The organism is Paenibacillus sp. EB106-05-06-XG162, from assembly GCF_058791655.1.
In genome coordinates, this window is the sequence record NZ_JBYTDT010000020.1 from 50,163 (window position 1) to 76,827 (window position 26,665).

The 26,665-nt window shown below is 42.8% G+C and carries 25 protein-coding genes and 5 pseudogenes; 13 read left to right on the forward strand and 17 right to left on the reverse strand.

From position 1 onward, the window contains the following. Positions 1 to 57: 57 nt before the first annotated feature. The 3 genes from AC3WU2_RS27115 to AC3WU2_RS27125 all read right to left on the reverse strand — a co-directional run bounded on the left by AC3WU2_RS27115 (position 58) and on the right by AC3WU2_RS27125 (position 1,244). Complete coding sequence (locus tag AC3WU2_RS27115; protein ID WP_018756133.1) at positions 58 to 264, reverse strand: CAT RNA binding domain-containing protein; 207 nt, start codon at positions 262 to 264, stop codon at positions 58 to 60. 213 nt (positions 265 to 477) lie between these two features. Beyond that, entirely contained in the window at positions 478 to 969 is a 492-nt protein-coding gene (locus AC3WU2_RS27120; protein ID WP_492458066.1) for a DNA-deoxyinosine glycosylase, read from the reverse strand. 122 nt (positions 970 to 1,091) lie between these two features. Beyond that, positions 1,092 to 1,244 carry a hypothetical protein gene (locus AC3WU2_RS27125; protein ID WP_492458067.1) on the reverse strand — a complete coding sequence of 51 codons (153 nt, stop codon included), beginning with the start codon at positions 1,242 to 1,244 and terminating at the stop codon, positions 1,092 to 1,094. A gap of 456 nt (positions 1,245 to 1,700) precedes the next feature. On the opposite strand from AC3WU2_RS27125, the gene AC3WU2_RS27130 reads away from it, so the two are divergent. Further along, on the forward strand, positions 1,701 to 2,552 hold the full coding sequence (locus tag AC3WU2_RS27130; protein WP_492458068.1) for a DegV family protein: 852 nt from the start codon (positions 1,701 to 1,703) through the stop codon (positions 2,550 to 2,552). Between the two features lie 94 nt (positions 2,553 to 2,646). On the opposite strand, the gene AC3WU2_RS27135 is transcribed toward AC3WU2_RS27130, so the two are convergent. From AC3WU2_RS27135 to AC3WU2_RS27155, 5 genes are all read right to left on the reverse strand, one after another. Then, entirely contained in the window at positions 2,647 to 3,648 is a 1,002-nt protein-coding gene (locus tag AC3WU2_RS27135) for a Gfo/Idh/MocA family protein (RefSeq protein WP_492458069.1), read from the reverse strand. A 56-nt stretch (positions 3,649 to 3,704) separates the two neighbouring features. Then, entirely contained in the window at positions 3,705 to 5,246 is a 1,542-nt protein-coding gene (locus AC3WU2_RS27140; RefSeq protein WP_492458070.1) for a recombinase family protein, read from the reverse strand. Beyond that, complete coding sequence (locus AC3WU2_RS27145; RefSeq protein ID WP_492458071.1) at positions 5,201 to 5,404, reverse strand: hypothetical protein; 204 nt, start codon at positions 5,402 to 5,404, stop codon at positions 5,201 to 5,203. The genes AC3WU2_RS27140 and AC3WU2_RS27145 overlap by 46 nt, the downstream gene beginning before the upstream one ends. A 131-nt stretch (positions 5,405 to 5,535) precedes the next feature. Next, positions 5,536 to 6,264: a sugar isomerase domain-containing protein gene (locus tag AC3WU2_RS27150; RefSeq protein ID WP_492458072.1), complete on the reverse strand. Its 729-nt coding sequence runs from the start codon at positions 6,262 to 6,264 to the stop codon at positions 5,536 to 5,538. A 39-nt stretch (positions 6,265 to 6,303) separates the two neighbouring features. Continuing rightward, complete coding sequence (locus AC3WU2_RS27155; RefSeq protein WP_492458073.1) at positions 6,304 to 7,272, reverse strand: BadF/BadG/BcrA/BcrD ATPase family protein; 969 nt, start codon at positions 7,270 to 7,272, stop codon at positions 6,304 to 6,306. Between the two features lie 115 nt (positions 7,273 to 7,387). Between AC3WU2_RS27155 and AC3WU2_RS27160 the strand changes: the two are divergent. Beyond that, positions 7,388 to 7,900, forward strand: a pseudogene (locus AC3WU2_RS27160) (DUF444 family protein); the annotation flags it as partial. Then, positions 7,897 to 8,715, forward strand: a pseudogene (locus AC3WU2_RS27165) (SpoVR family protein); the annotation flags it as partial. The pseudogenes AC3WU2_RS27160 and AC3WU2_RS27165, both read left to right, overlap by 4 nt. Positions 8,716 to 8,787: 72 nt before the next feature. Here AC3WU2_RS27165 and AC3WU2_RS27170 read toward each other — a convergent pair. The 4 genes from AC3WU2_RS27170 to AC3WU2_RS27185 all read right to left on the reverse strand — a co-directional run bounded on the left by AC3WU2_RS27170 (position 8,788) and on the right by AC3WU2_RS27185 (position 11,992). Beyond that, positions 8,788 to 9,351 (reverse strand): Uma2 family endonuclease, encoded by a 564-nt coding sequence (locus tag AC3WU2_RS27170; protein ID WP_492458074.1) that lies wholly within the window; start codon positions 9,349 to 9,351, stop codon positions 8,788 to 8,790. Positions 9,352 to 9,530: 179 nt separating this feature from the next. Continuing rightward, positions 9,531 to 9,788: a hypothetical protein gene (locus AC3WU2_RS27175; RefSeq protein WP_492458075.1), complete on the reverse strand. Its 258-nt coding sequence runs from the start codon at positions 9,786 to 9,788 to the stop codon at positions 9,531 to 9,533. A gap of 515 nt (positions 9,789 to 10,303) precedes the next feature. Continuing rightward, positions 10,304 to 11,371, reverse strand: a complete 1,068-nt coding sequence (locus AC3WU2_RS27180) for a hypothetical protein (RefSeq protein ID WP_492458076.1) — start codon at positions 11,369 to 11,371, stop codon at positions 10,304 to 10,306. A 15-nt stretch (positions 11,372 to 11,386) separates the two neighbouring features. Next, the gene (locus AC3WU2_RS27185) at positions 11,387 to 11,992 is read right to left on the reverse strand and encodes a DUF6932 family protein (protein ID WP_492458077.1); all 606 of its coding nucleotides are present in this window, start codon (positions 11,990 to 11,992) and stop codon (positions 11,387 to 11,389) included. A gap of 208 nt (positions 11,993 to 12,200) precedes the next feature. Here AC3WU2_RS27185 and AC3WU2_RS27190 point away from each other — a divergent pair. Both AC3WU2_RS27190 and AC3WU2_RS27195 read left to right on the forward strand, forming a co-directional pair. After that, a pseudogene (locus AC3WU2_RS27190) lies at positions 12,201 to 12,709 on the forward strand (DDE-type integrase/transposase/recombinase); the annotation flags it as partial. Between the two features lie 254 nt (positions 12,710 to 12,963). Further along, a complete protein-coding gene (locus AC3WU2_RS27195) occupies positions 12,964 to 13,752 on the forward strand; it encodes a relaxase/mobilization nuclease domain-containing protein (RefSeq protein ID WP_492458078.1) in 789 nt (262 codons plus the stop codon). Positions 13,753 to 14,075: 323 nt separating this feature from the next. Here AC3WU2_RS27195 and AC3WU2_RS27200 read toward each other — a convergent pair whose 3' ends face one another. Together AC3WU2_RS27200 and AC3WU2_RS27205 are read right to left on the reverse strand one after the other, a co-directional pair. Further along, entirely contained in the window at positions 14,076 to 16,223 is a 2,148-nt protein-coding gene (locus AC3WU2_RS27200; protein WP_492458079.1) for a hypothetical protein, read from the reverse strand. Between the two features lie 453 nt (positions 16,224 to 16,676). Beyond that, positions 16,677 to 16,859 (reverse strand): hypothetical protein, encoded by a 183-nt coding sequence (locus AC3WU2_RS27205; RefSeq protein ID WP_492458080.1) that lies wholly within the window; start codon positions 16,857 to 16,859, stop codon positions 16,677 to 16,679. Between the two features lie 185 nt (positions 16,860 to 17,044). Between AC3WU2_RS27205 and AC3WU2_RS27210 the strand changes: the two genes are divergently transcribed. From AC3WU2_RS27210 to AC3WU2_RS27225, 4 genes and pseudogenes are all read left to right on the forward strand, one after another. Further along, the gene (locus AC3WU2_RS27210; RefSeq protein WP_492458081.1) at positions 17,045 to 17,188 is read left to right on the forward strand and encodes a recombinase family protein; all 144 of its coding nucleotides are present in this window, start codon (positions 17,045 to 17,047) and stop codon (positions 17,186 to 17,188) included. Positions 17,189 to 17,235: 47 nt separating this feature from the next. Then, complete coding sequence (locus AC3WU2_RS27215; RefSeq protein ID WP_492458082.1) at positions 17,236 to 17,706, forward strand: recombinase family protein; 471 nt, start codon at positions 17,236 to 17,238, stop codon at positions 17,704 to 17,706. Beyond that, a complete protein-coding gene (locus AC3WU2_RS27220) occupies positions 17,678 to 18,484 on the forward strand; it encodes a recombinase zinc beta ribbon domain-containing protein (RefSeq protein WP_492458083.1) in 807 nt (268 codons plus the stop codon). Before AC3WU2_RS27215 ends, AC3WU2_RS27220 begins: the two co-directional genes overlap by 29 nt. A gap of 30 nt (positions 18,485 to 18,514) precedes the next feature. After that, positions 18,515 to 18,649: pseudogene (locus tag AC3WU2_RS27225) on the forward strand (SpoVR family protein); the annotation flags it as partial. 77 nt (positions 18,650 to 18,726) lie between these two features. Here AC3WU2_RS27225 and AC3WU2_RS27230 read toward each other — a convergent pair. Beyond that, on the reverse strand, positions 18,727 to 20,205 hold the full coding sequence (locus tag AC3WU2_RS27230) for a recombinase family protein (RefSeq protein ID WP_492458084.1): 1,479 nt from the start codon (positions 20,203 to 20,205) through the stop codon (positions 18,727 to 18,729). Between the two features lie 106 nt (positions 20,206 to 20,311). Here AC3WU2_RS27230 and AC3WU2_RS27235 point away from each other — a divergent pair, with 106 nt between their 5' ends. The 3 genes and pseudogenes from AC3WU2_RS27235 (at position 20,312) to AC3WU2_RS27245 (ending at position 23,076) form a co-directional block, all read left to right on the forward strand. After that, positions 20,312 to 20,557 carry a hypothetical protein gene (locus AC3WU2_RS27235; protein WP_492458085.1) on the forward strand — a complete coding sequence of 82 codons (246 nt, stop codon included), beginning with the start codon at positions 20,312 to 20,314 and terminating at the stop codon, positions 20,555 to 20,557. A 131-nt stretch (positions 20,558 to 20,688) separates the two neighbouring features. Continuing rightward, positions 20,689 to 21,327, forward strand: a pseudogene (locus AC3WU2_RS27240) (SpoVR family protein); the annotation flags it as partial. A 147-nt stretch (positions 21,328 to 21,474) separates the two neighbouring features. Then, positions 21,475 to 23,076 carry an ATP-binding protein gene (locus tag AC3WU2_RS27245; protein ID WP_492458086.1) on the forward strand — a complete coding sequence of 534 codons (1,602 nt, stop codon included), beginning with the start codon at positions 21,475 to 21,477 and terminating at the stop codon, positions 23,074 to 23,076. A 45-nt stretch (positions 23,077 to 23,121) separates the two neighbouring features. Here the strand turns inward: AC3WU2_RS27245 and AC3WU2_RS27250 are convergent, their stop codons facing one another. Further along, on the reverse strand, positions 23,122 to 24,723 hold the full coding sequence (locus AC3WU2_RS27250; protein WP_492458087.1) for an ATP-binding protein: 1,602 nt from the start codon (positions 24,721 to 24,723) through the stop codon (positions 23,122 to 23,124). Between the two features lie 158 nt (positions 24,724 to 24,881). Next, positions 24,882 to 25,691, reverse strand: coding sequence for a phytanoyl-CoA dioxygenase family protein (locus tag AC3WU2_RS27255; protein WP_492458099.1), 810 nt, complete (start codon positions 25,689 to 25,691; stop codon positions 24,882 to 24,884). A 176-nt stretch (positions 25,692 to 25,867) separates the two neighbouring features. Between AC3WU2_RS27255 and AC3WU2_RS27260 the strand changes: the two genes are divergently transcribed. Then, positions 25,868 to 26,665 carry a helix-turn-helix domain-containing protein gene (locus AC3WU2_RS27260; protein WP_492458088.1) on the forward strand — a complete coding sequence of 266 codons (798 nt, stop codon included), beginning with the start codon at positions 25,868 to 25,870 and terminating at the stop codon, positions 26,663 to 26,665.

Consider the following 26,665-nt stretch of genomic DNA (forward strand, 5'->3'; position numbering starts at 1 on the left):
CACCACGAACCTCAGGTTCTGCAAGTACAGGCTATATTCTCTATTCAATTGAGTCTGCTATACGCAGCTTTTCATCGCGACATTGGAGGCATGGTAGACTGGCAGCAGCAAATATTCTTCTGCAATTTCCTCTTGGTCAATGACCATCCCCGGTTTCTTCATATAACCGATCCCTCTTCCAAAAAGAATGGACTTTGTCCCCGCTGAACTACTTACAATCACGGTATTATGGGATAAAATTTGAGTAATTTTACGATCCGACATCGTCATCCCTCCAAAAAGTGATAGTCATTTTCACTCTCCATTTGAACGCGTTAGCATTGTTGCAGTACTTGGAATCGACCTAGCCTTGGATTCGTCCCCCCCTATATCATAAGATAGCAGCAATATTTCTAAGTTATTTCGACAGCCTAACTTAAATTCCTTCGCAATCGAGGCGATAAATTCATTTTTTCCCATACGGAAATTAGATGGAAGTCATATCCAGTCGATCTCATTCCTCCATGCTTCAAGCTTCCTCGCATAGGACATTGTGTTCGCCGGGCTCGTCGAAGGAAGCTTGTGCAGCGTCATATGTTCCAGATCGAGATGCGGCGCCACCTGTCGCATGAACACCTCATAAGCTTTCGTTCCATTGAACAGTAGATGGGTAATGTGAGGATACGATGCGAATAACGAAACGAAGTCATTCGGCACGGCCTCTTGAATATTCGAATCCAGACTCCCTTCCCGGACACACTCTCCTAATACATCCCACAAGCCGATCCCTTTCGAACTTGCGAATGCAATGCGTTGATCATAATCTATCTCAAGCGGGAGTTGGTACAAGTCATAGAGGATCCTCCAAAAATGATTCCTCGGATGCGCATAGTATTGATGCTGCACAAGCGAGACAACGCCTGGCATAGAACCTAGAATCAATATATTGGATTGGTCATTGACGATGGGTGAAAATGATTGGACGCGCATAAGTTCTCCTTATTTGTATATGGTAAGTAACATTATAACGAAAACACTCTGAAGGAAAAACCTGACTGATAACAGAACATTGTCTTATCATATCAAAGCCCGTTCGAATCCGAACGGGCTTCTTACATATTCATTATGATGGAATCGGTCCATCCTATGGACTTGTCCCTAGCACGGCTCCAATTCCACATCATCCATCGCTCCACATTCACACGATTGCCGACATTATTTTTGCAAAAATCACGAATATCGGATGGCGTCATAGATCGTGACATAAGTTCATCCCCTTTTACTCCTACGCAGGTTTCCGACGATCCTATAACAACGTAATGAATCTCACACGGAAAAAAGGAATCACAATGATAACATTGAGCCCGCGCCGTCTCACTCGCAATCGGAAAGATCTTCTGCCTGCAGATAAGATCCGCCCCCTATGAATGGTGCCATCAAACAAACTTACAAGTACACGATCTCCAACATGATTCTTAACAAAGCGACGAACTCGACGGACATGATCCCATATACTCCATTTCACCTCAGCCATGGACCGAACACTTTCTTTCTGATCGATATACTACTAAAATATGAATCTCTGAATCATTCGGATTGTTCTTATGTCCTAATAGATTCACACAATTCTATTGTTAACATTTCCCTACTCTAATTCTGGATTCGTAGTATATAATGAGATCATTGTTCTTACATATTTTCATTTCAGGAGGTTGTTCTTCATGTCTAACATTCGGGTCTTCTCAGACAGCACTTGTGACTTGCCGCCTGAGTTACGCGAACAATATCAAATCGGTATTATTCCCTTGTATGTAACCTTTGGTGAGGAGGCTCTTCGTGATGGCGAGGATATAACCCCGCTTCAGCTCTATCAAAAAGTTGATGTCGTTGGAAGTCTTCCCAAGACAGCTTCACCTTCACCGGGTGACTTCATAAAGGCGTTCACCCCTGCCATTGAAGCAGGTCATGACGTGGTCTTCATCGGTATTTCATCCGAGTTATCATCTGCGTGCCAGAATGCAAAAATAGCAGCCGACGAGTTCCCTGAAGGACGTGTTGTCGTCATCGATTCACGTAATTTATCGACCGGCATCGGCCTGCTCGTGCTTCAAGCCGTCCGTGCTGCCGAAGCTGGACATAACTTACAGGCGATCGAGCAAATGATCCTCGAGGCACGCGAACGCATCGAAGTAGAATTCATCATCGATACGCTCGATTATCTGCATAAAGGTGGACGTTGCTCCAGTCTGCAGAACTTCATCGGCAGCTTGCTTAAGATCCGCCCTGTCGTAAAGGTCGTCGACGGCAAAATGATCCTTGCTTCCAAGATCCGCGGCAAACGCGAAAAGGCCTTTGATCAGCTGCTGCAAAATGCGCTGAAATACAAAGACCAACTGGATGGCGCTACCATCTCCGTGACCCATTCGTTCGCGGAGGAGGAAGCCGTGAAGATCCGTGAAATTTTATTGCGCGAGACGAAGGTACGCGAAGTGCTGCTCGCTGAGACAGGCTGCGTTATCGCCAGCCACTGTGGTCCGCAGACCGTCGGTATTGTCCTTGCCTGTAACGCTTAAAACACGCCAAAAACGTAAACATTTCTATACGAACACAAGAACGCCCATCGCCTCTGAATGAACAGATGCAATGGGCGTTCTTGTGATATAAATCCTACAGCTTAACTCTCGTACGTTCCTTTGCCGAACGTATGCAGGCTTCTATTACACGCATATTGCGAGTGGCATCCTCAGGTGGGAATCGAAGGGACTGCTCTCCCCAGATGGAACGCGCGAAATCATCCACCATCAGCGCATATTGATTGCACGATGCGAACCGCTCTTCACGACGCTCCCCATTCGTCACAACGGTAAAAGCGTGGGTACCTTCATCCGTCGGTTTGAACGCATGTTCCAATTCGATTCGTCCGTCTGCCCCGACAATCTCTACGAAATTCCGATAGCTCGCGAGCATACCGCAATCGAAGGTTAATGACAAACCATTTCCGAACTCCACCAATCCGGATGCCATCATATCCACATCCCCGAATTCGGACAGAAATTGCGCATGTACTGATACTGCTTCGGGCTCAAGCCCCGTAATCAGCCGCGCTGCACTAATCGGATAACAGCCTACATCATAGATCGAACCGCCGCCAAAGTCCGAGCGGAACCGGACATTCCCCCGATCCATGCGAGCGCCATTGAACGTAAAAGCTCCACGAATCGCTCGAAGCTCACCAATTTCACCTGCTGCGATGATCGCACGAATCCGGTCCCACCGCGGGTGATGGCGGTACATGAAGGCTTCAGCCAGCTTAACGCCCGCCTTGTCGGCTGCACGAACCATCTCTTCTGCCTCTTCCGGTGTTAAAGCCAATGGCTTTTCACAGAGGACATGCTTCCCTGCTTCCGCAGCACGAATCGCCCATTCGCGGTGCAAATGATTTGGCAGCGGAATGTACACTGCATCGATCTCTGGATCTTCCAGCATGGCTTCATAACTGCTGTAGCTCTTCTCGATGCCGAATTGCTGCGCAACTTCACGGGCTTTTGCTTCGTCTCGACTAGCAACAGCCGCCAATCGGCTTGTCTCCGATTCTACAATCGCAGGCATTACCGATTTAACCGCTATTTTGGCACACCCGATAATCCCTATTTGAAGCTTATTATGCATTGAACTTCCTCTCCCTCCACGAAACACATTCATTACTTTCAGTATAAGGGACAGACCTATTCACTGCAAAAATAAACCTGATAAGCAATCATCAACTGTTCAGAGTCGATCGTTACCCGCTCCAATAGCTCATGGAACAATACCCGCGCAGCTGCATCACTGCTTAGCTTCAACGCTATAAATGAGGCATAATAATCCTGGAGTGCCGTATCCGCAGCCGGACTCTTTTCCAATGCTGAGATCTGACATTCAATCTCCTTCATTTCCTCATCGACTTGCTCAAGCTGCCCTCTGAACGATCGCATCTGCTGCTCATACGTATTCGTATCGAATAGTTCTCGCTGATGGAATAGATCCAGTTGATCCTTATGCCGTTTAGCCCGCAAGGTCAACTTGGTGCTTAACGTTCCTCGAAGGCGTTCTAGATCCTGACGACGATCATAGGTGAAGCGAAATTGATCCTGCGCTACCTGTGCCAATTGTCGCCGAATAGCATCCAGTACAGCTTCTTCCAGCTGATCCGCTTCCGCATTCGGCTGCGAGCAAGCCTCTCGGCCATACTTGTGTGCCGTCGAACAGACATAATATCGATACGATTTGACGCCGGATGATCGCTTCTGACAGACCATGCGCTTCCCGCATTGGCCGCAATATAATAGCCCGGTAAGGGGATGATAGGCACGCCGTGGCGCACCCTTCTGCCCTCTGCCCGCTAATATGCGCTGCGCGGCTTGGAACATCTCCTCATCCACAATCGGTTCATGTGCACGCTCAATAATTTGCCATTCGGATACGGGAATGCGGACTTGTACCTTACGCTTGGACATTTTGCCGGCATCATCGTATTCCCGCTTCAGCTGATTTCGCCGCGTACCATAGACGACATGTCCGATGTACGCCGGATTTCGCAGCATTTTATTCACATTCTCCCGCGTCCACCTATTCCCGTTCTTCGTGCGGTATCCCCGCTTGTTGAGCTCCGCTGCCACACGGAATGTTCCTAGTCCCTGCTCCACATAGAGTGTAAAAGCTAGTGCAGGAATTTCCTTGTACTCTGAATCAATCTCAAGCCGATGTGTAGCGATCTGAATACGATAACCGATGGGCGGTTCCCCGCTCCATTGCCCGCGGCGTGCTTTTTGTTTCCTGGCGCTACTAACCCGGGACGATATCTTCTTACTCTCTTGTTCAGATAATACGGATAAAATATCGAAAGTGATATTATCTTTATTGAGCGAATCATAGTTATCATTGATCGCCACCACGCGCACACCATATTGCTCGAACATGCCGATGATCGCCGGGTTCTCCTGCTTATCCCGACCGACCCGGCTGACCTCTTTGAAGACGAGCAGCTTGAACGCTTGCTCACGGGCTGCTTGAATAGCTCGCTTCATCTCCTGCCGGTCGAATACACTCGTATAATATCCCGATACAGCTTCATCTCGGTAAATCATAATATCCGAAGTATCATAATGCTCGCCAAGACGATGGATATATTCTTCACATTGACTTATCTGGTTCTCAATGGAATCCCCTTGCTGATCTGTACTTACCCTCGCGTAGATGGCGCATCGATTTCGAGTTTCTGGCTGCATGCGTCCGCCCTCCTATTCGAGTCTATTTCAACGGGGACCGGTACCCTATTGACCTCAATCTCCACACCGTAATGCTCAAACACATAAGACTTGAACCGTGTTCCAATCCACGCAGCTATTGGCTTGTCGCCGAATTTTTCACTTACGGTATATGGCAAGGGACTCGCCTCCCCTGATTGTCATACTGAAGTGTATGCACAGTCGAACTTGTCTCATGCGTCCTGTCCTTTAGGCTTCTACAGCAAAACCAAAAACGCCAGGGGGATCCCCTGGCGTTCATAAATGCATATCAATAGCCTCTCTCGGCGTATGCCTTCTCCTGCACATCGTTGTATTCCCAACCGTCCGCATAATTGTAGCTCTTATAGACTGACGGTGTAAGACCTTTTGCCAGCAGCTGATCGATGGCTTCGGCCGTTACCGCCCACATGATATAAGCCGCGGACAACCCTGAAGCAGGGCAAATCCCTGTCCCTAATCCTTCCACCTGCAGCAGCGCATCCCCAAGAGGCGCACCGTTATCGAGTACAATATCACCGACCTCGAATAACCTCTTATGAGATGAATGCATGGACTTCACTTGAGACGAATAGGTTAAGGACGTCAAGACGATCAATGTGACACCCATTTCTTTCGCCGCCAGTGCAATGTCGACCGCCTCCACGCTTTTACCTGAAACCGAACCCATTATGAGCACATCGCCAGGCATCACATTCGAAGCACGTAGGAAATATTCTCCCAGTCCTTCCATCGACTTTTCCTTACCATACAAGTCACGCTTCCGCACAGGATTGTCGACATGAAGCGTTGCCCGAAGCGGCTTCATCAGCAGTAATCCTCCCGCCCTTCGAATCAATTCATGATCGACAATATGCCCCGTATCGTAGAGATGAACAGCTTGTCCCACCGCGGATGCTTCCGCAATCGCTGTCGCAGCTTGAACAATCGGTGTCTGCTGCGTCGAGCGAATACGCGCCTGCAGCGTTTCAACCGCTTCAAAATATCGATCCATTAACATAAATACCCCTCCCCATTCGGTGAATGCATGTGTCATGACTTACCATAAAACTCTATACATCAGCGGAGCATGCCGATCTTCAATAAGCTGTGCTACGGAGGTGGCTAGTCGATCCGAACTTCCTGCATCTTCAGCATAGAACTGGGCGAATAACCCACCCAATGCCGGCTCGAATCGTGGCATGTGGATCTGTACTGAAGGATGCTCTTCATGAACCTTCTCGCAGAATCGATCGTACATCGTCTTGCATCCTTTCCATGCGCTGCCTGCGATCATAACAGAGACCCCTGATTCCTTCTGATCCCTGTCCAACATTTCATTCGTCTGCACCGCCATCGCTTCTCCGGCCTTCTCGAATATCCGCCGAGCTACCTCATCGCCTTGAGCAGCTGCCTCTGCGCCCAAGATCGCCGCAGAGGCGATCTGTCGACGTGGATTCGCAGCTTGGTAGACATGATGGATGAGCGCTAGTCGATCTTGCACCTGCCAAGCATCGATAAGCAGCTGCTTCAATCGCGTAACTGGGCCTCGATCTTCGAAATTCCTTAATACGGCTTGAATCACATCTTGGCCGATCTCATATCCACTACCTAGATCGCCGAGCAGATGTCCCCAGCCGCCTAGATGCTGCTCTTCTTCGGCAACCCTGAACACACCGGATCCCGTCCCCGATAACGCAACAATGCCTTCATGCTGCACAATCCCCGCGAGTAGCGCCATCTTACCTTCACTAAGCCATTGTTCCTCATGAACGATCACATGCTGCCGAAGGATGGTCATGAACACGTCAATCGAAGCTGGCATGGCATAATAGACCTTCTGGATGGTAATCCCACTGTATCCTTGCAGACATGAGGCCAGACAGTTCTCAATGGAACCTGCAATATCTACTTGAGAGGCATAATTAATAGCTTGTCCACGCCCAACGCCCAGCACTTCGTACCGATCATTGAACAGAACGGCCGTGAGTTTCGTCCCGCCACCATCTGCGCTCAAGTAGTATGGCATCCTTGGCTCCTCCTTTGGATTCGTCAGACACGCATGTATACCGTAAAATAGCTTCATCCATACATATGTAGGACAGAACAAAGCTAGTACACATTTAAAAATAGTTCATTATGAGACCCCTAGCTCCATGGGCAGCTTCGAAAAATATTGCGCACGAAGTTTCTTCTTCTGGATGACCCGCTTCCTCCGTCAACAATACGAGAAAGTGGAAATTGTGTTCATTGCGCATCATACAGAGGCGAAAGAGGTCACCGAAGATGAATTCTTTACTCGTGGCGAGAGCGGCGGTACAATCTGCTCCTCCGCCTATATCAAAGCACTTGAAATTATAGATCGTCGCTTTCCGCCTGCGAACTATAACATCTATCCGTTCCACTTCTCTGATGGCGACAATCTTACGTCCGATAACGAGCGTTGTGTCAAACTCATCGATGAATTGCTGAAGCGGTGCAATATGTTCGGTTACGGCGAAGTGAACCAATACAATCGGAGCAGTACGCTCATGTCGGCTTACCGGCATATCAATAAACCCCATTTCATGCATTACGTCATTAAGGAGAAGAACGAAGTCTACAAGGCGCTCAAGACATTCTTTCAGAAATCACCGGAAGGGGCGACACGATCATGACGCAGGAAATCCGAGATCTTGAATTTGCCATTGCCGAGATTATGGAGATCGCTGACGGCTTCGGCCTCGATTATTATCCGATGCGTTATGAGATCTGCCCGGCCGACATCATCTATACGTTCGGCGCTTATGGTATGCCTACGCGATTCTCGCATTGGAGCTTTGGAAAAACTTTCAATAAAATGAAGATGCAATATGATTTTGGTCTAAGTAAAATTTATGAGCTCGTCATTAACTCGAACCCCTGCTATGCCTTCCTCTTGGATGGGAATTCCCTCATCCAGAACAAACTGATCGTTGCTCACGTTCTCGCACACTGCGACTTTTTCAAGAATAACGTCCGTTTCTCCAATTCGAACCGCAATATGGTGGAGAGCATGTCCGCCACGGCGGAACGGGTAAGTCGCTACGAGCTTGAGCATGGCACAGAAGCGGTTGAGAATTTCATTGATGCCGTACTCGCCATTCAGGAGCATATTGATCCGCAGCTTATTAAGCCGCAGCGTCTCGATAAGAAACGTTATACTGAGAAGCTCATACAGCAGACAAAAGATCAAGCTAATGGGTACAAGGAACCCGGCGAATACGATGATCTATGGAATCTGGACCCGAAGAACATTCTTAGCAAAAGCGATACCCCTGCCAATCGAACCTTCCCGCCGGAACCTGAGAAGGATATCGTCTGGTTCATTCAAGAACACTCACCGATTCTAGAAGATTGGCAGCGCGATATTATGTCGATGCTGCGTGAGGAGATGCTCTACTTCTGGCCGCAGATGGAGACGAAGATCATGAACGAAGGCTGGGCTTCGTTCGACTAAGGTGCTTTGATTCGAGCACAAAAAAACCGGTCGAGAGTTGATCTCGCCGGCTGATTGTGTTTGTTATTATAGACTGAACAGTGTGTTCATAGGCACATGTAAATCTTTAAAGACGATGGATTGGATCGTTTCCTGCTCCGTATATAAATGACGTACCTGGTAACTGCCATCCTGTAGCGCATATACATGAACCGTTCGATTCCCAGGATCGACGATCCAGTATTCCTGCACCCCATGTTTTTGATATAAGTTGAACTTCTCATTAAAATCCTTCAATGCGGTGGAAGGCGACAGCACTTCAATGATTATAGTCGGCGCACCGTGACAGCCGTTCTTGGATATTTGGTCCTTCGAGCATACAACCGAAAGATCCGGCTGAGTGACATGATCAGGTGACTCATATTCTTCACTTTCGCTGAAAAATACATCAAATGGAGCAACGAACACAAAGCAGCTCCGATTCTGAAAGAATGTCCGAAGGGCGAAATGAAGCTCTCCTACAATAAATTGATGCAATGAGGTTGGAGCCGGCGACATATTATAAGCTTTTCCATCAATTAACTCCCATGTTCCGTCCCATGTAAGCCAATCTTGATAGCTATGGATTTTCTTCTCATCCGGATTTGACACGATGTTCGACCTCCTTCTGATTATGTGTTTAACACTTAACTAATTGTAACATGTTTAAGCAAGCCGTTGCGAACTTATGGGATTCCAACTTCCTTGAATTATAGCATATACATCGAGTGTATCTCATTAATGATGATGCCGTTCGCTGATTATCTTACGTTTGCGGAACCGGATTCAACCTAGCAATACTCTCTCGCTGCACTTCCAAATGCTGCAGCCATAACTCTACCAACTAACGGATCTTCCTCCTTCTGCTGCTCCAAATCTCGTTTAAATCGGTTGTACAGACCAATCCGAAGCGTTTCTTTCATATCCTCGTGAGACGAGAAGGCATCGAGTGCATTTGCTCGGTAGCTCTCTAACATCTTTTTTTGATTGTAATACAGATACCACAACATACACATTGTTAAGAACGCCAAGCTGAATAAAATGGTCATTTCCATCACTCCCTCTAGCTTCCATCCTGTCCAACACACTGAGCTTTCAACCTCATGAATGGATGGTTGCAGGAGGATCATTAGACTTTCAAAATAGTATAGAGCATACGGTATGCCTACCCACTTTACCCATTGGAGCTTCAGCAAGGCGAACCAGAATGTATATGAAAACATTTTTATTCTTCCCACGTTATGTAGTCAGATAAAATCAAATTAAATAAAAAGCGATCGCTTCCCTGAATGAATTCAACAGGGGGCGATCGCTTTGTTTTTTGTATAACCGTTCATAGTTGTAGTCAGTAATGTATTCCGTTATCGTATTTTCAGCATCCACAGCATTATTAGGATTGGATAGTTTGGTATCTTCATCTTGAGAAGAAGGATTTTCAAATGGGTTATAACATCGATTGAGAAAAATAATGTAATATTAATTGTTTGATCCTCATTCTCACAATGTTTTAATAAGAGACATTCCATCTCCCTCCATATAATGAGACGGGACATTATTGTTTGTATTACTCTATACCCTCTTCCGGAAAACTTATTTGATCAATCTCTAGTCGAAGCAGCTTTTCATTATTTTTGTCATACACAATATATCCAGCAACACCTACTTGTTGCTTAACAAATAATGATTTAAATTCTTCCGTCGATAACGGTTTTAAGAAAGTACAACGTATCTCATCATGAACTTTGTCCTCGTACTTTAATGGTCGAGCTATTACCACTCGGTGAGTTATATCTGCCGCATCAATAAACGCAACACCTTCAATGTATTCTCTATTCGGGTCTATTTTTTTAGCTCTATCTGTTATTAACTTCCTTGTATGCTTATCAGTTTTTATCATGTTATTACGTATGCCAAGACTTTCACCTTCAAACTTAACATATTCGATAGGTGATCGCGCAGAAGGAGCCAACTCCTTAGCGTAATGGAGAATTTTAATTAACTCCTTCTCTTCATATTTCTTCATTAGATCTTCTAAAACCTCATCATCTTGAATTGAAGCAATTGCTTTTACAAGAAGTTGAAAACCCTCGGTAACAATATTATTATCAACTAATGTTTCTTTTGTTAATTCCCAGGGACCTTTAAATTCCTCAAAAAAATCTAGTTGATATTGGGGTTCCGGGACTTTTATACTTGAACGTTTCAAACCAAGTTTGAGACTCCCAGGCGCAGTAGCAAATAGATTTAATGATGGGAGTTCAGCTGACTTAAAATCAAGTCCGAGTTTTTCCTTTATTAAGGCAATAGCTTGCTTATTAGCATTACTCAACTTAGTCAGATATACCCCTACTTGGCCTATTGGACCGGACCCTTTTTGAAACTCTTCTCCCTCTATACTTACCCAAAAATCAGCTTGGTTTACAATTGAAGGCTCGACAGAAATGCCTAGGTTATTAGTTAAAAGTTCCTTCAAATGGTTCTCTAAACGATTTATTACCATTATGGTCGAGGGTTCATAAATTGCTAATATCTCGGGTTTATCTCGGTATTTCTCACGCAAATCTGATAAATTTTGTTTAGATTTTTTTAACCGTTCTGAAAGTTCTTGAATCTCATGCAGATGATCCTTCATTTTTATGCACCCCTTTCATGAAAGAATTACTTTCAGTATTCCCTTAGCCTTAGGGCGTTTAACCCAGGAAGGATCACGTTCTGGATTTGGGGCGGGCAACTCATCAAATAGTCCTTTTCTAAATATATACGATATATCATCGAGTAATTCATTATTGAAAGCTAAACATAAATGTGTTCCAAATTGGCGAGAAATTTCATACTGATTATCTGGATTCATTAAATACTTTATTAACATCTTGTCTTCTTCGCTGCATGACTGTAAGGCACTTTCCATAATCTCAGGTCGTATAAGTAATCCAAAATCAACATCACCTGGCTTTTGGCGACCAGTCACAAAACTTCCATCAATTAGTATACATTCAGGCTGAAGTCCTAAATTTTGAAGACGTGAAAGAAAATCTTTGAATTTCGCCCAAACTTCATGTCGCTCTGCAGTAAATAGAAACCTATGTTCGATTTCCTTGATTGTGCACTCGTGTTCTCCATCCGGTAAATGGTAATCATCAAAAAAATCAGGAATATTTATCACTATTAATTCCGATTCCTTTCCTCTAGCTGTATTGCTAGCTTTATAGCTCGTAAAAATAAGGAATATTTGACATAGGTCTTTAAATTCCAAATCCCCTCTATTCTTCAGTTTGAATGGCCAGAACAAACAAACTGTTCTCAACTATTTTAAAGGAAAAAGATTGAAACTTCCATATATAATAAAATACTACTCTTCGCGTGTTTCTATATCCCCCAAACAGAATGACTGTATAATTTAAAATGAATAGATTAGGTCTTTCTAGAAAACCAAGGCGCTCTACATCAGAGAAAAAAACGTTAACTTGTTTAAACGCTATTTTCAAGCTAAGAAACCTATGCAGAAACACGTAACTGACATTACCTATTTACCACTCGGCAGAAAATTGCTGTACTTCTCAAACATAATTGACTTGTTTAACGGTTAGATCGTGGCGTACAGTATAACAAATACATAGGATACCACATTTATATTAGATAGATTACATCAACTGCCTTAAATACCAGGAACGATGCTGCATAGCAATCAAGGCAGTGTTTACACCTCTGAGGCGTATCAAAAGACGGTAAAAGAAAAAGGCATTACCATGAGCATGTTCCGAAAGGGAACGCCCAGTGATAATACCCCATAAGATCGTTTCATTTCTCGCTTAAGTCTGAAATGCTCTATTTCTATCTCGAAGAGCTCACCCGTAGATAGACGGCAATCGTTGAACAGACCGTTCGAGACTGCAAATACTATAACTCAATTCGTATTCAAACAAAACTAAATAACCAGTCGCCGGTGCAATTCCGACGACTGGTCGCATGAATCATGTAAAGTGTTTTGATTGTTGTCTCACATACGGGGTACAGTACCATGGGCGATTTAGCCCTTTGATTTCTTAGTTATATATTTCTCTTTGAAGGAAGGCCCATGTTATGGGACTTTCTTTATTTGGCTGCAAATATGATGAGAGTAGGAAGAATGATGGGGAAGGGATAGCAAGCATTGGAAGTGTAGCCACACTTCCGGATTTTTTAGGGGTGTGCCCCTAACCCCCGACTTAACAGAGAGGTGATTCCATGCCTTACGTAAAGCAAATTACGATTCGCCAAACATTAAATCGCTCCTTAAAATATATCGTCAACGTCAAAAAAACAGAGTATGGCTGTCTAGTTTCCGGTATGAACTATGCAACCAATGATCGACTGGCCTATAAGCAAATGATGAAAATCAAAACGCACTATGGCAAAGAAAACGGCTTGCAAGGCTTTCATTTTGTACAGTCCTTTAAACCACATGAAATCCAGAGTCCATACCGAGCTCATGAGATTGGTCTGAAGTGGGCGAAGAAAATGTTCGGTGATCAATACCAGTATATCATCAGCACGCATATCGATAAGGGGCACCTGCACAATCACGTTATTATCAATTCCGTATCGTTGCGCGGCAAGAAATTTAATGCCTGTAAGGAAAGTTTAAAAGATGCGAGACGCTTATCGGATGAGTTGGCTAAGGAATACAATCTCGACATTATTCCAGAGAATAAACACGCTGTTTCAAAATCGTATAAAGAGTGGAAAGAAGAAAAGAGCGGAACTTCCAGGAAAGCGATGATCAAACTCGTGTACTCGCGTGTCAATGGTGGCTTTCCATACTTAGTCGTGCAGGATGGAGATTTCATGCGTACAGGAGAATTGTACTTAAAGCATCACTATGAAGGCATTGAGCTAGATCTCAAATACTTAGAACGGACCCTGCCGTTTGTATGCCAATTGTGGGGGAAACCAATTCATTTGGAGACGTTTGTAGAGGATAAAAAAGTGCAGTTTACGTATGATGGACGGAAGCAGACAAGGAAGTTTTTGTAAAGATGAGAATCGATTATTTAAAATATAAAATTGATATAGCAGGTGCTCTTATACGAGCGTTATTTTCTAATTATGCAGATTACTACATTAAATTAATAATACTTAAACCTTCTTCGACATTGTCTCTACGGACAATGTCGAAGAAAATTTTAGAGTGACCAGCCAATTGAATTCAGCTGCTAATCTAGTTATGGAATTTGAGCTATTGAAAACAGGTGATCCACGAACTCTCGGCGGGATTATTTTTCTTGAATGCAGACAAAGTTCGCGATTTGGACTTTCAAACTATTCTAAGGGGAAGTCGGTATTTTAAATAGCGAAAGTTAATTGTTAAAATATAACTCTTTAGCTTTTTTTGTGATTCTATACTTATATGGCTTAGTATCTTTTTTACGCTCAATTAACTTTGCCTTTTCATCAAGTATTTTACCTCTTCTTGCAACTAAATTTGAATGATAGTCTAATTCCTCAGCAATATCTCTTGCTAACTTATATTCATCAGATTTAGATAATTCTAGGAGTATTTTCATTTCTTGAGGCGGAAGTAATTTAGTTGAGTCAATTTCATTGATCTCTTCAATTATACTGTCAGATATAGATTCCACTATTACAGGTGAGCTACATACATTACATTTGTTATTATTAAATTCTATAAATGGTAGATCAGACATATCAAACGACTTGCTACATTCAGGATTAATACAATGGATTTTTTTTGAATTTTTCAAAAATTCTTCAATGTATTTACTAAAATAAAATGGTCTCTCAATGAAGTATTTTCTATAAACAGAACCTTTTGGTTTACCCCACAGTAAATTATTTTCCATAGCTAACCCATAATTAATACAATATACGGACGAGTGTTTTCCATCTTTATCACTTTGTTCAGAATACTTGCTAATAAAATAATTTAATTCTAAAGTACTCAGAAACTTTTCTAGTCTTGGATCAAAATGAAAATGACTTGCAAATGGGAAATTTGAAACATAGGTTGTGCCTCTTAACTCCTTTACTTGAATTCTCTTTTTGATATCACTCAATTTATTCACAATTATTTCTACCAACTCTTTTAATTGGAGAGTTGAGACTTTTTCATCTATTGACATCAAGGAGTATGTTGTTGTAAAGAAAAATGGTTTAATTTTATCTAAATAATATTTTTGCGCCGCTGATTCAATATCACTTTTTGTTATTAATTTATCAAATATTAGTCTATTTTGATGGCAGTAAGAAAGGATATACCCTATAATTCGTGGCACATTCATTGATACTTGAAATAGCAGTTCATAATATTCTGTAATATCAACCTTTGAAATATCAAAGTAATATTCCGTTTCATTGCCAGTATAATGCTTAATTCTCTTCTCGATTAATCTTTTGGTGAAATCAACAGCACTTTCTTCCATTTTATTTCTATCAAATTCAGAATATAGGTTATAGAAATCAAGATTTATTGTGTCAATTTTTCCCGGATCGATTTTCCCATAATGAATACGATTTGGGTAAACTGCTACTTTAAATTTTATAAATTCTTCTGACCAATTATTAAGAGGAGCAATAATTGTATCTACAAATGTTTTTATTGAATCATCTTCAATTTCTGATAAATCATCTAACAAAACAAATAAATGTTTTATTTCAATTGTTTTAAGTATGTCTTTAATTTCTGTAATAATCTCTTTAATCTGAAATACTTTTAAAAGTATATCGGAAAACTCATTTTCAATTTCTTGAGAAGTAGCATTATTCTTCGATAATTCAAATCCAGAATCTGATTTCAATTTTGTTTCTGTCACACCAATTTTTTTACTCGAATTGTATTCAAAAGAACCTAACTTAAATGCTTTTTGGGTTGAATTCTGATCACTTTGCCTTCTTTTTGTGTTTTTTTCCATAAATACAGGAATCTCAATCTCTTTTAAAAATTCATTATCCTCTATTCTTTGTTTAAGATTTAACAAACTCTGTTTTACTTGCTCAGATTTCCCTATTGATAGTTTATTAGCAATCTTTCCAAAAAAAGAAGTAGATTTTTTGCTAATCTCATTAGTAATTTCTAAGAGGATGTTTTGAATAAATGTTCTTTCAATTAAGTATTTTGTAAGCCCCTCAGGATTAAGTTGATCCTTTAAATAATCTAAATTTATTAATTGCGTCTGTGATGATTCAAATACTGTTTTAACATCTATATAACAAGGTAAATAATTCTTTTTTTTCCTTAGTTCTCGTTCCATTTTTAAAAAAATCGTTGATTTGCCAGTACCTTTTCTACCTATGAGAAAAGTAGTATTATCTCTTAGTGATTTTTTTAATATGTGATCATTTGGAAGTAAATCTGTGTAAAGTACATCTAATAAATTTCTTCCTTTGTCATCAATTAAATCTGCTCTGCGGTACTTTTTTAATGATTCAACAGCATCTAGAAAACTATCTTTATCAAACTCAGTAAACCTTTGAGTAGAGTCGCTCATTTAATATCCCCTCAACTATTAGTTAATATACGCATATTATAGCATATTTTGTTATACCTTTTTTTACAATGTATGCAAATTCAATTCCGCTCAAAAGTTATAATTCTGTGCAATAAATTTTTCAAATTCAAAATGAATAATATGTTAATTATTCATTTAACTTCAAACGAAGCACTACCATCATTACTTGTGTTTGCGTAACACTCTCGTCACTATCATAAATTTGTAATCATTATTTTAATAATGATCACACTCTAGACAAGTGCCTACTTACCTAACTTCCTATCTCTTTGAAGCGGACTGACATCCATATCATCTAATACATTCCATACACTTAAACATACAGAAATGATAGAATCCATTAAGAGTAAGATTCCCCGTAACAGTCTCCCCATTAATCGAAGATAATTTCTCCATATCACTCAATAAGCTTGTCTATTAAAAAAAGACCCGCTAACCAGCGGAGATAATTGATCCTTCAGATTCATCTGTAACCACCGTCGATTCATTTGTGCCAGTTTGAGCAACAGCTTCTTTAGGGGGATATGTTCCATTCTTGATCGCCCGCATTCTTGCTCTGAAACATAACTCATAAATTAAATCCTGTGTTTCCTGCGAAAATTCAGAAATGTGCATCCCAACCCCTCCCTCAGTTAAAGATATGATAGTGATGGATGTGGACTGCCCTTAAACTTTTTGTAATTAGTGACAGCCACCCCAGGAAAGGGATGATTAAATACAACTATTTTGGGATGTCGACGAATAAGCTTTCTAAAGAACAACCTTCGTCCAACTAAGAATCATAGTCATAAATTTATGAGGTGATTTATTTGACTGTAGCTTTATATATTAGGGTTTCGACTGATGAACAAGCAGAACACGGCTTTTCCATTGATGCACAAAAAGAAAAATTAATTTTATACTGTAAATCAAACGGTTGGGATGAGACTATAAGCTTTATATAGACGATGGTTATACGGGGACAAATACGGAGCGTCCAGCGCTCAAAAGAATGCTAAGGCATATCAAGGAAAAAAAGATCAATTCTGTTCTTGTCTATAAATTAGATCGATTGAGCAGGAAACAGAAGGATATACTTCAATTGATTGAAGACGAATTTGAAAACCACAACGTAACTTTTAATTCGCATCAAGAAAAAATTGATACATCCACCCCATTTGGAAAAGCAATACTAGGGGTTTTGGCTGTTTTCGCACAGTTAGATCGTGACATGATTATAGAACGATTGACATTGGGGCGAAGACAAAGAGTGAACGAAGGATGGTACGGCGGAAGGATCCCTTTCGGATATGACTGGAATAAAGAAACTCAGGAGCTGCTTATCATTGAATCCGAAGCAAGAATTGTCAGAGAAATTTATAAAAAATATCTTGAAGGACATTCAAGATTAGCTATTGCGGAATGGGCTCAGAAAAGAGTAAAGAATAGAACAATTGACCAACATCGTGAGAGATATGCTTAGTCGCCCCGTTTACAAAGGAATGTTGAGTAATGCAGGTAAAATTGTAAAGGGGCTACACGATCCCATCATTGATGTTGATACATGGGAAACCGTACAAAAGGAGGTGAAAAAACGAAAAGAAGGAATTACACCACTTGGAGAATACTTATTAACTGGATTATTGAAGTGTGGCAATTGTGGTGGAAATGTAGTCCATGTTAAGCGTGTAACGAAAAGAGGCGATAAGGTCTATGATTATGAACTTTATGCTTGTGCATCACAACATGTGAGAGGTAAGGACTTAAAAACCGACGTGAGATGTAGAGTTGGTTATTTGAGTAGAGAAAAGGTAGAGGCATATGTAGTTAGTCAAATAAAAGCAATTGCTGTACACCCCGAAAAATTCATTGCCAAGTTGAATGAGAATAAGCTTGATCACGATGAGAACAAGGATAATGGATTAGAGCAATTACAGCTGCAGCTCGAAAAGATTAACACAAGTCTAGAAAATTTATACGATGCCATCCAAAACGGAGATATAAAAGCATCCGCTGTCAGTGATCGAATAAAAAAGTTAGAAGAACAGGCAGAATCCATTGAGAATGATATGGATGACATTATTGATGCATCGGATGAGGTTATCGACTCCGAAGCTGCATTAATCTTAATGAAAGAGATTGGCGAGTCTTGGGACTCGTTCACTGAACAAGAACAAAAGGTAGCTGTTAAAAAAATCATCAAGAACGTTATATTTAGAGGAAAAAAAGGCCCCCTTACAATCGATTGGAACTACGAATAAACCCTCCCCTATTTTTCATATTAATTATACTTCGATAAGACGTTCAACAAAATGAAGATGCAGTACGACTTCGGACTGAGCAAAGTTTACGAGCTTGTCATCAACTCCACCCCCTGCTACGCCTTCGATCTACCTAACGATACTGAGGTTTTGTATGAAATGCTCGACGATGAACCTCCTCAACCACAAAATGAATAAACTTAACCCCCGTCCGTATCCGGCGGGGGCATTCTTAACAGCATTTATAGTGGCTGTAATTTCATCTCAATATCTTCATCTCCATGCACGATCACATATTGTATCAACGTTTGAATTATTCCTTTCGCTTGCTCGACCGGAAGCAAATTCATTGCGCTAATGATATTGTTCACTTTTTCGTTTAACTCCTTCTGAACCTGTCCCATATCTACCGCTTCGACTTCCCCATGATCCATCTTCTCCAACCCAGATAAAATCTGATCTAGCCTTGCTTTCTCCTCATTTAAATCGTCCAGCTCAATTAAGCCCGAAGTATAGGCTTCGACTTTCCGCTTATAGCGCGCTTTAGCAGTGTTTACCTTTTGCTCAAGCTGATCCCTCTCCGACTTCACAACCGCTTCCTTCGCCATGATTATCAGGATACCGGAAGTATCTTCAACGATCTGCAGCAATCCATCTTTAAACCATTCCTCTACCGAATCGGCACGATATTGCTTACTCGTACAAGTACCTTTATTCTTATTCGCTGAACAGCGATACACACGATATCGTTTACTAGGAGAACCTGAGAAGCCAATACTCATTCCCGACCCACAATTCCCACATCTTAGCATACCGCCCAACAGGTGAGGACTTGTCTGAGCTCTTGGAGCCATCGTCGTCTGTCCCATTCGTCTTTGCACACTTTCCCATATTGGCTCCTCAATAATGACCGGTAGACAATCTTCCACGTTCACCCACTCCGATTCATCCTTATCTTTACGCTTTGATTTGCTCGAATCTTTCCGATTCCAGACCAATGTACCTTTATAAGCAGGATTCGTTAACATCAACTTAATCGCTCGAATTGACCACTCTTTCCGCTGTCTGGATGGAATGCCCTCCTCATTTAATCGCTTCGCAATGGAATAAAACCCGAGCCCTTCATTCAGGTACAAGTCGTATACCCGCCTTACTATATCTGCTTCCTTTTCATTAATAACTAAGGACTTATCCAATAGGTCATACCCATACGGACTTTGCGTTAACCATTTTCCAGTGGTGGCGGCGTGATACATATTTTCAAACACGCGTTCACGAATACGTTCCCTCTCAAACTCAGCAACTGCTCCTAGAACCTGTAGCGTAAGGCGACCAGATGGTGTGTTGGTATCAAAAGATTCGCTAATGGATACAAAAGAAACCTCGCAATTTTGAAACATGTCGATTAGATTCAGCAAATCTAGCAGTCGCCTACTCATCCGATCGAGCTTGGTGACCATGATGCGAGATACGCGTCCACTCTTTACCGCATGCAGCAACCGCTTTAACTCTGGTCGATCCAAGTTCTTAGCTGAATAACCGTCATCGACGAAAAGCTGAACCTGATCCGTCCAGCCCATTGCCCGGCAATAAGCTTTTAACCGTTCCTGCTGTTCATCCAGTGAGACGCCCTCTCTTGCTTGCTCATCGGTAGAAACCCGGCAGTATAAAGCCACAGAACGGATATTATATGCTTCATTTTTCCGTTGTTTTCCGCTCATGACTTCCCCCCCCCCATGTCATACCTATGCCTGTCCTCTTATATATATGCTAAATGATAGGGTTGTCCCTTCGACCTTGCCGCATAGATTAGATCGAGGTGATGTTATGGGGCAACTCAAAGTCCGTTTTACAATTGAACATCATAACGAACAGAGCAGCTTCACATCATTATCCGACTTGCAAATGCACTCATTCTCAGAACTTCTATTGAATCGCCTCAATGATTTTGAAATTCGTCTAAAACGTGCAGCGGCAGACATATGGCTACAGCAGAAGCTCGGTAGAGATAGCGATTCAAACTACCAAATAACGATGGCGCAAAATAATCCAACCCCAGACATAACGGACTGAACGCCAAAAGCCTAACTCCTTATACAGGGGTTAGGCTTTCCTTATCGCTTAATGGATGTCGGATGATCTAGCTATGAACAGCTCCACTCCTTGCTCCACCTCAACAAACTATGTAAAAAGCACCTTAGCGCAACGAAGGCTGGGCTTCCTACTGGCATCAACGCATTCTCCGCGAACTTGACCTCACGAGTGAAGAGACCGTTGAATTTGCGAAGCTGAATTCATCGGTCGTTCAGCCGTCGAAGAACAGCCTCAACCCTTATTACTTAGGGCTCAAAATATTCGAAGATATCGAGCGCCGTTGGGATCAGCCAACGCAAGAGGAACGTGATCGGCTGCACCGCGTACCAGGACAGGGACGGGCAAAGCTATTTGAAGTCAGAGAGCTGGACTCCGATACATCGTTCATCCGCAATTATTTGACGAAGCAGCTAACAGAGGATCTGGATCTTTATGTGTTCGAGAAGAAAGGCAGCGAGTGGAAAATTACCGATAAAGCATGGATGAATATTCGGGATCAATTGGTCTACTCTAGAGTAAATGGCGGGTTCCCATTCCTTGTCGTACAGGATGGCGATTTCATGCGGACCGGAGAAATCTATTTGAAGCATCAGTATGAGGGGATTGAGCTGGATCTGAAGTATTTGGAGCGGACGCTGCCGTTTGTTTATCAGTTATGGGGCAAACCCGTTCACCTCGAAACTTTTGTCGAAGATAAAAAAGTTCTATTTACCTACGATGGTAGAAAACAAGCGCGAAAATTTCTTTAACCGACACTTATTTACGGTCTTCTCCCATTATGGAGGAGATCGTATTTTTATGCCGAAAGACTCGACAACTTTCGATATTCTTTTGAAGCTTTCTCATTTATAATAGAATCGAAGTAGATTTGATCGATCCTTGCGAGTCTGGGGTGTGTGAGATTGATTATTAATATAATCAGACAATTTTTTGTTCCCTCCATCAGTGTATTCGTCATTTTATCGTCCATCTTTCTTCATACAGCAACGAACATCTATCTCTTAATCATCACGGGATGTCTATTCGTGTTCAGTATCCTTCTCGACAAGAAGTTCCCAGGATTGCAGCCGCTCCAGATCATTCTACTCGGGGTATTCCATTGGAGCAGCAGTCTGAATTGGTGTCAACTTCTCTACTGTATTCTGATCATTATCACCATACAGCGAAAGAATAAATTCAGAGATTCGGTGCTCACCACGCTGCTCTATGCCATGCAATATACGTTAATTAACTTAACTTATCGACCCATTAATACCTACCAGATGCTCGTGTCCATATTTGATATCCTAACCTTTGTAATCGTTCTCCTCCTCTACTACTTTGTTCACGTCTCCGAGATGGAGAAGAAACGACTTCGTGAGAAGTTTCAATTCCTTAGCACCCACGACTCTGTCACCGGACTACTCAATTATGAAGGCTATATGAAATCCATTCAGAACGATGTGAAACGCAAAGAACCTTTTGTGCTGCTCCTCCTAGACCTGCAAGATTTCAAATCCATCAACCACGAGAGTACACAGAACGGCAATGAAATTTTGGCCAAAATCGCTCAGTTGTTACGCTCGTATTTTCCGAATGCCAAAGCGATGTCTAGATATGCAGGAGACCGGTTCGCGCTTGTCCTGCCCCCTTTCGATAATATTCATCAAGAAATTACGGACGTTCTCGATTCGAATATGCTTGGGTTCCAAGTCACACACAGTACAACGTTTTTCCCGCAAGAAGCCGAAAGCGCACAAGAGATTATCACATTCGCGGAAGAGAAGCTCTTCCAGAATCGACGCAAGCTCTGGTTCAAACGCGAAGAGAATATGTTCCGAACTGAGAAGCTCAAAGCCGTCGGTGAACTCGCTGCAGGGATGGCACACGAAATTCGCAACCCCCTCACAACAATCAAAGGCTTCATGCAAATTTCGATGCATCATGATTACAATATTCGCCCCTGGTTCGATACCATTATGAGTGAGATAACGCGCATGAATGAACTAACCGCGGAATTCTTGCAGTTCTCGAAGCCTCATATTGGCAATATGAAGCCTGAGCCCATCGCACATGTGATGGATCGATTGTTATATCTCGTGGAGTCAGAAGCCGCATTCCGCGGTCACCGCATCTATTATGAGCCCATCGGTGTCTCCTTACATATCCATATGGATCGTGACAAAATTGTACAGGTGTTATTGAATCTTGTCCGTAATGCCTTTGAGGCGATGGAGGAGCCCGGGGATATCTACATTCAAGTATCGCAGATTCATAATAAGGTGATCATCGAGATTCGGGATACGGGATGCGGAATCGCGGAACATCATCTCACCAAAATATTCAATCCGTTCTATACCACCAAAGATAACGGCACAGGCCTTGGATTATCCCTCTGTCAGAAAATCGCCCAAGATCATGGAGGTTCGCTCGAAGTTCGAAGTACGTTAGGCGAAGGCTCGATCTTCCGCGTAAATCTCCCGTTGGATGAGGTAGAGCTCATCGAGGCTATCAATTAATAAGAGCCTGTACACCACGCTTCGCATGGTGTACAGGCTCTATCTTTATTTAGGCAGTGGGAGCGTTATACTGAACTTCGTCCCTCGCTCCTCGCTGGCTTTAATTTGTATTTTGCCATTATGGTTCTCGATAATGCGATAGCAGATCGATAGTCCAAGTCCAAGCCCATTCTCCTTCGTCGTGAAGAAGGGGTTAAAGACGTTCTTCATCTGATCTTTCGAGATCCCGACCCCGTAATCCCGAATCGTAATCACCGCCGTATTCTGCTTCTTATTGCAGGTCAGTCGAATATCGACCTGACCGCCCTTCGGCATCGCTTCGAACGCATTTTGGATTAGATTGATCAGCACCTGCTTAATTTGAACCGAATCGATATAAATCGGAAGCGGTGACTCGTATAAATCTGTCGTTAGAATGATGTTGTTGAAATTCGCCTGGCTGGTCATGAACTGCATCGTCTCAATCACGACATCTTGCAGGATATGCTCCTTCTTCTCAGGAGAGCTCGGCTTAGCCATGAGTACGAAGTCAGACACCAGCCGCTTCAGATCAAGCAATTCACCATAGACAATCTCCAGGTAACGAACATGCATTTCACGAGACAACGGCTTCTCGCGAAGCAATTGAATGAAGCCCATAATCGATGTGAGAGGATTACGGATCTCATGCGCAATGCCGGCAGCAAGCTTCCCGATGGCTGAGAATTTCTCATACGTCAACATCTGATTCTCAAGCTCATTACGCTCCGTAATATCGCGAAGCTGCAAGTAGGCCCCTGTTAATTCCTGATGGTCATTCACGACGGGTATCGCATCGAGTATACATGTAATGCGCTTATTCGCAGATAGCAAGAATGTGCATTCTTGATTTTCAAATCGGTTACCATATAGGATGACATCACACATATAACTCGCAAAGGGTTCAACGTCACAGATCCATCTTCCGATCATCGAAGTACGCTTACGATTCATAATCCGCTCAATCAATTGGTTGCATTCCGTAATGTACCCCTCTGCATCGGTAATAATGATGCCGTTATTGACACTCCTAATTAAGGTATGATTCATAATATCTTTATTATGGTTCGTTCTTCGCAGCTCAATTTCACGTTCCATCGAGTCAACCATATTCGAGAGGAGTGGAAGCGTAAACCGACTATGATGTTCAACGAAGGTCATCATGGAGACTGTACCTGCCAAATGATCTGCCTGATTAACTTGAAAAGGAACACTATAGCAAGCGGTAATATGCATATGTTCGTGAAAATGATCACAGCCTAGAAGCTCAATCGGTTTCTGTTCCTGCAACGCAAGATGTACGGCATTGGTCCCGAAATCTTCCTCGCCCATCAGGGTGCCTACTTCCATCCCGATCTCGTTCACTAGACTTCGAATTTTCTCATTGCCGACAAAGTCAATAATGTAGCCTTGACCATCGGTTAGCGCGATGAGAATCGGAATCCCATCAAGTTGAGATCTGGTCTTCTCGCCGAAAAAATTCATTACCGATATCACTTCACGATAGTTATTCCGAATTCGAAGAAGTTCTTCTTCACAGAGGCGATTCTTCGAGAAGGGAATGGCGCTCGGTGTCATTCCTTGTTCCAGGCATCTTTTTTTGGATTCGACAATATATGAAGCTTCCATGGGTCATTCCGTTCCTTTCATCCAACACAAAAAAAAGTATGATATTCTCAAAGAATACCATACTTATTGAAATAAAACTTCCAAAATATTCAGATTCTTCAATTCGAATAGGAAATAAGTCATATCCTTGACGTAATCTGTTTTATTAGATATTGCGATTAATGCGGATACGCCGTGTCGAATAGAATGCCGCACGGTCCCCCATCCGGATTGATTCCGAGGTCCATCTCTGTCCCGTCTGCGCGGAATAACGGCCGATAGAATTCACCGATTTGCGCTGCTGAAGCGTTCGCATAATGACAAATGAACGCTCGCCGGAACCGATCTTTCGATTTGTTACGATAGGAACCATGAATTAAATTCCCGTTGAAAAATAATACGTCGCCTTTATCCATCACGGCTGGAATCGCTTTCTGATCTTTGGGCGGTTTGACGTAATGCGTCGTGAAGGATTCTTGTTGATCTGCTCGATCAGGACACACAATGTCGTAATGGTTCGTCTTCGGCACGATCAGCATGCCGCCATTCTCTTCATCCGCCGCATCGATCGCTGTCCACGCGGCGATGCAGTTGCCTGGCTCTACTTTCAAGTAGAAATTATCTTGATGCAGCGCTTGTCCTCTGGAGCCTGGGGGCTTGTAGTAGAACATACTCTGTGCCGCAAGCGGTTCTTCCTCGTAGAGGTCCCTTAAGACATCCAGTACAGGGGAATAAAGCATATAATTCTTCGCTGTATCATTAAATCGATGGGGATGCATTACACGCGGGTAGCGTGCTAATGGGTCGTTCACATCCGCATCCAATTGGGGTTCAAAATGTCCAGGAATCATCTGTCTGCTTATGATGTCAAATGTCTCTTCAATGGTCCGCACATCCACATCCGTGAATAAACCCTTCACAATCAAATATCCTTCTTGCTCAAACTGATCCTTCTGTTCCTTCGTTAACACGCGTATCTCGTACGACATCATCAGCGCCTCCCTTGAGCTTCCTTCCATCATTTCCTACAGTATATTCTAGAGATCGCTGGATCTAAATCATCGATCCTGCTAATCTCTCACACAATTCTGCTATTCTTCTTGTCGATAGCCTTGCTGCATCATATGATAATGAAGATACGTTATATGCGGATGGAGGGGCTCGAATGCATCAGGAGCGGACCAAGAGGACGATCGAGGCGGAACAAGATTTAATCATTGCTGGACATTTCGATGTACCAGACACTTATGTATCCAAGCGGCCACACGGACGGAAGGATTGGCTCATGATCTATACGCTCGGCGGTGAGGGTTACGTGATCACGCCTAACATGCAAGTAACTTGCCGGGCTGGCGATGTGACGCTATTGAAGCCAGATATTCCGCAGCACTACGGAACACGAGAAGGTGCACATTGGGACATGGTATGGATACATTTCTCCGATCAACGCATTGAGAAGCATTTACTGCCACATCAAGAGATCCATCAACAATCGATAGAGAATGAATCCGCCCAGAACCGGATAAGTCATGCATTCGAGCGGATTATCACCGATTCTACGGAAGGTGGACCCTATGCCCAGGAGCTCGGTTATAATGCCTTACGTGAAATCCTCATGCTACTCGCACAACGAGACATGCAGAAGCGAGATGCACGTGTGGAAGAAGTGCTATACCTCCTCTCACAGCATATTCGCGAACCCCTGAAGGTAGATGCTATCGCGAGAAAAGTCGGACTGTCTTCCTCAAGGCTATCACATGTATTTAAAGAAAATACGGGATGCTCCATCGTCGAGATGCTCAATCAAATGCGGATCCGTCAAGCTGCGTTGCTCCTTAGGCATACCGATCGGAGCGCATTTGAAGTGAGTCAGGATGTGGGGTTTCACAACTATAATCATTTCATTAATCAATTTCGCAAATATATACACATGACGCCAAGCGCGTATCGTGAACAACAATAA